This window comes from Vibrio sinus (assembly GCF_023634645.1).
GTDB classification, from domain to species: domain Bacteria; phylum Pseudomonadota; class Gammaproteobacteria; order Enterobacterales; family Vibrionaceae; genus Vibrio; species Vibrio sinus.
Map to the genome: position 1 here is coordinate 22,980 of NZ_JAMKMR010000034.1, position 6,315 is coordinate 29,294.

Annotated in this window: 8 protein-coding genes; all 8 read left to right on the plus strand. The window is 44.6% G+C overall.

Annotated features, from left to right (window positions below; genetic code table 11):
• Window positions 1-58 precede the first annotated feature (58 nt).
• The 8 genes from fkpA (at window position 59) to fusA (ending at window position 6,157) form a co-directional block, all read left to right on the plus strand.
• Window positions 59-856: an FKBP-type peptidyl-prolyl cis-trans isomerase gene (gene fkpA, locus M9194_RS20750; RefSeq protein ID WP_250614612.1), complete on the plus strand. Its 798-nt coding sequence runs from the start codon at window positions 59-61 to the stop codon at window positions 854-856.
• Window positions 857-1,068: 212 nt separating this feature from the next.
• On the plus strand, window positions 1,069-1,761 hold the full coding sequence (locus tag M9194_RS20755) for a helix-turn-helix transcriptional regulator (RefSeq protein WP_250614620.1): 693 nt from the start codon (window positions 1,069-1,071) through the stop codon (window positions 1,759-1,761).
• The gene (tusD, locus tag M9194_RS20760; RefSeq protein WP_250614613.1) at window positions 1,758-2,156 is read left to right on the plus strand and encodes a sulfurtransferase complex subunit TusD; all 399 of its coding nucleotides are present in this window, start codon (window positions 1,758-1,760) and stop codon (window positions 2,154-2,156) included. The genes M9194_RS20755 and tusD overlap by 4 nt, the downstream gene beginning before the upstream one ends.
• Window positions 2,153-2,509: a sulfurtransferase complex subunit TusC gene (gene tusC / locus M9194_RS20765; RefSeq protein WP_250614614.1), complete on the plus strand. Its 357-nt coding sequence runs from the start codon at window positions 2,153-2,155 to the stop codon at window positions 2,507-2,509. Before tusD ends, tusC begins: the two co-directional genes overlap by 4 nt.
• Window positions 2,510-2,520: 11 nt before the next feature.
• Entirely contained in the window at window positions 2,521-2,799 is a 279-nt protein-coding gene (tusB, locus tag M9194_RS20770) for a sulfurtransferase complex subunit TusB (RefSeq protein ID WP_250614615.1), read from the plus strand.
• A gap of 175 nt (window positions 2,800-2,974) precedes the next feature.
• Window positions 2,975-3,349 carry a 30S ribosomal protein S12 gene (gene rpsL, locus M9194_RS20775; protein WP_004399892.1) on the plus strand — a complete coding sequence of 125 codons (375 nt, stop codon included), beginning with the start codon at window positions 2,975-2,977 and terminating at the stop codon, window positions 3,347-3,349.
• 98 nt (window positions 3,350-3,447) lie between these two features.
• Entirely contained in the window at window positions 3,448-3,918 is a 471-nt protein-coding gene (gene rpsG, locus M9194_RS20780) for a 30S ribosomal protein S7 (RefSeq protein ID WP_250614616.1), read from the plus strand.
• Window positions 3,919-4,060: 142 nt separating this feature from the next.
• Window positions 4,061-6,157 carry an elongation factor G gene (gene fusA / locus M9194_RS20785; protein WP_250614617.1) on the plus strand — a complete coding sequence of 699 codons (2,097 nt, stop codon included), beginning with the start codon at window positions 4,061-4,063 and terminating at the stop codon, window positions 6,155-6,157.
• Window positions 6,158-6,315 lie beyond the last annotated feature (158 nt).

Consider the following 6,315-nt stretch of genomic DNA (forward strand, 5'->3'; position numbering starts at 1 on the left):
TCTTTACAACAAATCTGTGCGCGTTAACAAATGGTTAGTCCATTACTTGGAGAATTCAATGAAATCAATATTTAAAGTGTCACTGCTTGCTGCAACCGTAGTGCTAGCAGTTGGCTGTCAAAAGGAAGAGTCACCAAAGGCCACAACTAAAGCACCTGCAGCAACCGAGCAGGCGCAAGTTCACTTTAAATCTGAGGATGATAAAGCGGCTTATGCTATCGGTGTTTCTTTCGCGAACTACCTAAGCGAAAGTATCGAGAAACCGAATAAGCTTGGAATCAAGCTAAGCAAAGACGAAGTACTAAAAGGCATTGAAGATGCTTTTGCTGGTAAATCCGCTCTGAACCAAGATCAAACTCGCCAAGCGTTAGAGTCGCTTGATCAGCGTGTTGCGAAAACGATGAAAGCCAAAGAAGCTGAAGATGCCGCTAAGGCGCTAAAAGCGGGTGAAGAGTTTAGAGAGAAATTCGCTAAAGAAGAAGGCGTGAAAGAGACCAAATCTGGCCTTCTTTACAAAGTGATCACTCCTGGAAAAGGTGAAAAACCAGCGGCTACTGACGTGGTTGAAGTGAACTACACTGGTAAGCTAATTGATGGTACTAAGTTCGATAGCTCATATGACCGTGGTAAGCCTGCGACTTTCCCATTGGATCGCGTTATCCCAGGATGGACGGAAGGTCTTCAGTTGATGCCTGTAGGCTCTAAGTTTGAGTTTGTTATTCCACCTAAACTTGCTTACGGTGATCACGCAACGCCAACCATTCCTGCTAACTCAACACTTATCTTTGATGTTGAGCTTATCAAAGTTGAGCACGCTAAAAAGCCAGCACCACAAGCGAAGCCAAAAGCTAAGTAATCACTTGGCGCTACGCAAATTTTAATTCTAGGCCTGACAACGTCAGGCCTTTTCATTTCTTATCACCTCATGCAATATACCTATCCTACTTCACTAGACAGTGATGTTACTAAGATACTTATTCAAATTTTCTGATAAACTTACATAAAAATGTTGATGACTTTTTAGGGCTAGCAAAAGTGACGACAACAGAAGAAACAATTACCCAAGAAATGTTGCTTGAAATGGACTCGGTCAATGTCATGCCGTTCAGCGAGTCGGATAAAATTATTCTTAAATCTTATGAGGCCGTGGTGGATGGAATTGCCAGTCTAATCGGTCCTTTTTGTGAGATCGTGCTGCACTCACTGGAAGATTTAAACACTTCAGCAATTAAAATCGCCAATGGTGAAAATACCGGTCGCCAAGTCGGCTCTCCTATCACCGACTTAGCTCTGAAAATGCTGAAAGACATAGAAGGTTCAGAGAGAAATTTTTCACGCTCTTACTTTACTCGTGCTAAAGGCGGTGTATTAATGAAGTCGATTACGATTGCCATCCGCAATGGTGATAATCGTGTGATTGGCTTGCTATGTATCAACGTGAACCTTGATGCCCCCTTCGCTCAGATACTGCAATCCTTCATTCCTGATCAAGACGCTAAAGAAGCCGCATCATCGGTCAATTTTGCCAGCGATGTGGAAGAGTTGGTTGATCAAACGGTTGAGCGAACGATAGAAGAAATCAACTCCAATAAATCGGTGTCTAACAACACCAAGAACCGTCAGATCGTGATGGAACTTTATGATAAAGGCATCTTTGATATTAAAGATGCGATTAACCGAGTGGCAGATCGACTCAATATTTCCAAGCATACTGTCTATCTTTATATAAGGCAGCGCAAAACGGAGGATGGAGAGGATTGAGTCAGCCTTTGAGTTATACCTTGGTTGTAAACGGGCCAGTTTATGGGACACAGTCGGCACGAAATGCCTATTTGTTTGCCCGCGCTTTGATTGAAAAAGGACATACGCTCACGAGTATCTTCTTTTATCAAGATGGGGTTCTAAATGGTTCGGCGGTTACAGTACCAGCCAACGACGAATTTGATTTAGTGTCTGCTTGGCAAACCCTTTCAGCCCAGCACCAAGTGAAACTGCAAACCTGTGTGGCGGCGGCGCTGCGTCGTGGCATTGTCAGCCACGCTGAATCTAAGCAACACAATTTGAGTCAGGATAATTTGGCCGATGGGTTTGAACAGGTGGGGCTCGGCAGTTTGGCCGAAGCCATGCTAACACAAGATAGAGTGGTACAGTTTTGAAATCTCTGGGCTTTGTATTTAAGAGTTTACCTCATTCCGTTTCTTCTGGGCGAGAAGGCTTGGATGCGCTATTGGCGGCGTCGGCCTATTGTGAGCATATCCAGTTGTTTTTTGTTGGCGGTGCGGTAGCGCAGCTACTAGAAGATCAGCAGCCTGATAAAATATTGTCGAGGGATTATAGTGCGACATTTAAATTAATGGAGCTCTATGACATTGAAGATGTGTACGTCTGCCAAGATAGCCTCGATAAAATGGGTTTGTCTGAAGCCTCTTTTGTTATCGATGTACAAACCTTGCCAGCCCACTCTATGGCAGAGAAAATCCATCATTGCGATGTCGTGTTGACGTTTTAGGAGCGAAACGGGTGTTACATATTATTAAATCTCTCGACAAGCTACCATTAGCTATCGACTATGCGGGGGAGAAAGATGACTTCCTTTTGGTTGAGGAAGCGGTGTATGCAGGTGTGGCAGCGCACACATTAGCTGAGCAGTTAGCTCAGCGTGAAAATCTTATCTTTCTATTGAAAGAAGACGTGCAAGCTAGGGGACTAGAGGGCCTAGTCTCTCCTTCATATTCATTAATTTCTTTTGTCGGTTTTGTTGAGTTAACCGCGGAAAATGAGAAATCAATGACCTGGTGATTTCTCCATCGTCACAATGACATTTCAATCCTTCCATATATTGAGCAAAAAAGATCCGTATATTTCTTGACACTCCTTTCCACACTGAATAGAATTTTGCGTCCCTAATTGTACTTAACGTGCATAGGGTTGATTTTTCACAAAGCTTACTTTCAAGTAAATCAGGAGCTATTTAATGGCAACTATTAACCAGTTGGTACGTAAGCCACGTGCAAAGCAAGTTGTTAAAAGCAACGTGCCAGCACTAGAAGCGTGCCCACAAAAACGTGGTGTATGTACTCGTGTATACACTACTACACCTAAAAAACCTAACTCAGCACTTCGTAAGGTTTGCCGTGTTCGTCTAACGAACGGTTTCGAAGTCACTTCGTACATCGGCGGTGAAGGTCACAACCTTCAAGAGCACTCAGTTGTTCTTATCCGTGGTGGTCGTGTTAAAGACCTTCCAGGTGTGCGTTACCACACTGTTCGCGGTGCACTTGACTGTGCAGGCGTAAATGACCGTAAACAAGGTCGTTCTAAGTACGGTGTGAAGCGTCCTAAGTCTTAATGGATCCCCGTTAAGTAAGGCCAAACACTAAATTATTTTTAATTTTTGAAGAAACTGAAAAGTTTTGGATAACCTGAAGAAGACAACGGAGAATATCCATGCCACGTCGTCGCGTAATTGGTCAGCGTAAGATCCTTCCAGATCCTAAGTTCAAATCTGAACTGCTGGCAAAATTCGTTAACATCCTAATGGTTGACGGAAAGAAATCTGTAGCAGAAAAAATCGTCTATACTGCTCTAGACACAATGGCTGAGAAGTCTGGTAAAGACCACTTAGCTGTATTTGAAGAAGCTCTTGAAAACGTTCGCCCAGCGGTAGAGGTTAAATCTCGCCGTGTAGGTGGTTCAACTTACCAAGTGCCAGTAGAAGTGCGTCCGGTTCGTCGTAACGCGCTTGCTATGCGTTGGGTTGTTGAAGCTGCGCGTAAGCGTGGTGAAAAATCTATGGCTGCTCGCCTAGCTGCTGAAATGCTAGACGCGGCTGAAAACAAAGGTACTGCTGTTAAGAAACGTGAAGACGTTCACCGTATGGCAGACGCGAACAAAGCGTTCGCTCATTACCGCTGGTAATACCTTTATGGTGCTGCGAGGTCTACTCGCAGCACTGTTTTATTTTCTATCCGACCTTTTACTGAAATAGAAAATAGGGTTTATTCATATTTCAGAATCTCTTTTTTGAAACATCAATAGTCCCTACAAAGAGGATACAATTGTGGCTCGTAAAACTCCTATCGAGCGTTACCGTAATATCGGTATCGTTGCTCACGTAGATGCAGGTAAAACAACCACTAGTGAACGTATTCTGTTCTATACCGGTCTTTCTCACAAAATCGGCGAAGTTCACGATGGTGCTGCAACCATGGACTGGATGGAGCAAGAGCAAGAGCGCGGTATCACGATCACATCCGCTGCGACGACCACATTCTGGCGTGGTATGGAAGCGCAATTCCAAGATCACCGTATTAATATCATCGATACTCCAGGACACGTTGACTTTACTATCGAAGTAGAGCGTTCTTTGCGTGTATTAGATGGTGCCGTTGTTGTGTTCTGTGGCTCTTCTGGTGTCGAACCTCAATCAGAAACCGTATGGCGTCAAGCCGACAAATACAGCGTTCCTCGCATGGTATTTGTTAACAAGATGGATCGTGCAGGTGCTGACTTCCTACGTGTTGTCGACCAAATCAAAGACCGTCTTGGTGCTAACCCAGTTCCAATTCAATTGAGCATTGGTGCTGAAGACGAATTTAAAGGCGTCATCGATCTTATCAAGATGAAAGCCATCAACTGGAATGAAGCCGATCAAGGCATGACATTTAGTTACGAAGACATTCCAGCTGACATGCAAGATGAAGCTGAAGAATGGCGTAACAATCTAGTTGAAGCAGCGGCAGAAGCCAGCGAAGAGTTGATGGACAAATACCTTGAAGAAGGTGAGTTGTCTGAAACTGACATCAAACAAGGCCTGCGTATTCGTACACTAAATAATGAAATTGTTCTTGCTACTTGTGGTAGTGCATTCAAGAACAAAGGTGTACAGGCGGTGTTGGATGCGGTCATTGAATTTTTGCCTTCTCCTATCGATGTGCCTGCTATTAAAGGTACGGACGACAACGAGAAAGAAGTTGAGCGTCACGCTGATGATAACGAACCGTTTTCTGCACTAGCATTCAAAATCGCAACCGACCCATTTGTTGGAACGCTAACCTTTATGCGTGTTTACTCAGGTGTTGTGAACTCTGGCGATACGGTATACAACTCAGTGAAGCAAAAACGCGAGCGTTTTGGTCGTATCGTACAAATGCATTCAAACAAGCGTGAAGAAGTCAAAGAAGTTCGCGCTGGTGACATTGCTGCTGCAATCGGCCTAAAAGAAGTGACAACGGGTGATACGCTGTGTGATCAAAACCATAAAGTGATCCTAGAGCGTATGGAATTCCCAGAGCCAGTGATCCAAATCGCGGTAGAGCCAAGATCGAAAGCCGATCAAGAAAAAATGGGCATCGCGTTGGGTAAATTGGCGGCAGAAGATCCTTCTTTCCGCGTTGAAACTGACGATGAAACAGGTCAGACATTGATCTCAGGTATGGGTGAGCTACACCTAGATATCATTGTTGATCGTATGAAGCGTGAGTTCAGCGTCGATTGCAATGTGGGTAAACCGCAAGTTGCTTATCGTGAGACTATTCGTGGTAGCACGGAAGTAGAAGGCAAGTTCGTTCGCCAATCTGGTGGTCGCGGTCAGTACGGCCATGTTTGGTTGAAACTGGAACCATCAGAAGTCGGTGAAGGATTTGTCTTTGTTGATCAAATCGTGGGTGGTGTGATTCCTAAGGAATACATCAGTTCGGTAGGTAAAGGTATCGAAGAGCAAATGAACAACGGTGTGCTGGCTGGCTATCCTGTATTGGATGTCAAAGCGACCTTGTACGATGGCTCTTACCACGATGTTGACTCAAGCGAAATGGCGTTTAAAATCGCCGGTTCGATGGCGTTCAGGAAGGGTGCACTTGATGCGCAACCTGTTCTTCTTGAGCCAATGATGAAAGTTGAAGTAACCACACCAGAAGATTGGATGGGTGATGTTGTTGGCGATTTAAACCGTCGTCGTGGCATGATCGAAGGTATGGACGAGGGCAATGCTGGCCTGAAGATCGTCCGTGCTCAAGTCCCGTTGTCTGAAATGTTTGGTTACGCAACGGATCTTCGTTCTGCAACTCAAGGCCGAGCGTCTTACTCAATGGAGTTTTCTGAGTACGCTGAAGTGCCGAAAAATGTTGCTGAAGCAATCATTGCAGAGCGCGGATAATAAAATTCTGTGTAGAGAATTTGCAAAGATAAGACTTTTTGTGAGTTCGAAGCGCACAAATATTGCGCTGACGAGAGTTGGCGCATAGAATAGCAAATTCTGGCGCGCCTCGATCAATTAGGATCGTGGCGAATCATAACTAGGAAGGAACACGATCG